Annotated in this window: 2 protein-coding genes and 1 pseudogene; all 3 read right to left on the bottom strand. The window is 33.0% G+C overall.

Annotated elements, in window-relative coordinates:
- Window positions 1–188: 188 nt before the first annotated feature.
- Window positions 189–371, bottom strand: a pseudogene (locus CHA01nite_RS20905) (RHS repeat-associated core domain-containing protein); the annotation flags it as partial.
- Window positions 372–420: 49 nt separating this feature from the next.
- Entirely contained in the window at window positions 421–978 is a 558-nt protein-coding gene (locus CHA01nite_RS20285; RefSeq protein WP_146944799.1) for a hypothetical protein, read from the bottom strand.
- A 2-nt stretch (window positions 979–980) separates the two neighbouring features.
- The coding region (locus CHA01nite_RS20675) for a hypothetical protein (protein WP_170234793.1) at window positions 981–1,671 on the bottom strand (691 nt) is incomplete at its 5' end.

Raw genomic sequence — 1,671 nt, 5'->3', positions numbered from 1 at the left:
GTAGCTGCACTTCCCCCACCGCCACTGTTATAAATGGCATAGAAATTACCTAGCATATCTTCCTGCCCCAGGAATTTCAGGATATTCGCAGTACTACCTTTTCCGCCATGGGCATAATAATCCATCATCCCTCCCTGAACCATAGGCGGGGGTACCGAATCGGGGCTGCCGGTTGGCGCCATCATCTTCCTGCCATCGGGATCGATAAAGTTGATCGGGTTATTGCCTACATAATTGTAAGGCGTCAGCCTCCGGTACTGTTCCGATAGAGGATCGATCACGCCCCATCTCCCGATATCGCTCATATACATCCGCGCTCCGTAATCGCCCCAGCCCGTTTCCTCCTGCAGTTCCTTACCGTTATACTGGTAGACTTAAAAAACTAAAACAAGAGGAGAAAAAGTCTCCTCTTGTTGAAAATTAATCCTTTATATACTCATTCTTAGTATTTAATATCATCTTTGGTGGGTAACTTTTAAAATATATACTGTATCTATAGTTTTGTATTTTTTCTTTTATTTCAATGTAATATTGAATTTTCCTATCTTTTTCATATTCTATAACTACGTAGTATGCAGACGATTTGTTAGGTACCCATTTTTCAGGAATAAATTTTACATAGATTATATTGTTTATTCCAAATATCGGAACTTCATTAAAAAAATTATCTCCTGCTCCACCGTTTCCTATAACATTTAAATTATTATCAACTGAAATTGTTGTAAAAAACTCTCTTGTAAAATATGCATCTTTTTTATTTTTTAAAAAGAAAGAATATTTATAATTTCTTACTCTCAATCCAAATTTTTTATTACTTGTTGACAATGTTGTGTCAATTATGATTTTTTCACTCCCATAAATTCTAGAATTCATAAAAAAATCTTCAAATTTTTTATACTGGTATTGATAATGAATATATGCTCCTGCAATAAAAAGTAGTCCGGAAAGTAATAGACTGTATAATATTATTTTTTTCATTATTATTTCTTTTTTAATTGATAATTATAGTCAACTGTCTGAATTGGGGGTCCTAGAAATTCAAATTTAGTAAATGGGATGTACCGAATACCTTCCGCAATCATTAAGGCACTCAAATTATATGCTTTGTAATTAGTTGGATGACCAAATTTTAGAGATATACTTCCATTATTTTCTATAACATTAAAAGGATAAGAAACAGTCAATAATGCTGTATGTGAGTCTTTAATATTAACTTTTCCGTCTATATTGCCTATTTTTCTTTCTACTATTTGCTCATTATTAGTAATTTGGAATTGTATATTTAAAAAACCTTTTCCTTTGCCTGAATAAGTAATGGTAGCATCTCCATCTGCAGCTGCATCATAAGCACTGCTATTAAATGCAATATTTGCAGGCTTTGGAGTAATACCATATTCCCCATTTGGCAGCTTCACAATTGTTATACTTATATTTAGACCTGCAATAATATTATTTATCTTTTTAAATTCGGCTGTGTTAAAATATTTGTTATTATAAGGATTATTATGTAACATGGATTCAGAAGCGAATTCAGCTCCTTTTGTTCCTTTCATCATTCCATTTTTCTCTGTATACAGATAATCCCATTCGCCAAATTGAAATATATAATTTAATGTTGTAATTAATTGCAATAATGAAGGAGTACCACCCGGTCTTCCGGATCCACCGCCT

The sequence above is a fragment of the Chryseobacterium hagamense genome, from assembly GCF_007991455.1.
GTDB lineage: Bacteria > Bacteroidota > Bacteroidia > Flavobacteriales > Weeksellaceae > Chryseobacterium > Chryseobacterium hagamense.
The sequence above is the reverse complement of the archived record's forward strand: the minus strand, read 5'-3'. Positions and strand labels throughout refer to the sequence as shown.

Excerpts from the sequence above, each read along its gene's own strand:
- CHA01nite_RS20285 (WP_146944799.1), bottom strand. The coding sequence starts at position 978 with ATGAAAAAAATAATATTATACAGTCTATTACTTTCCGGACTACTTTTT.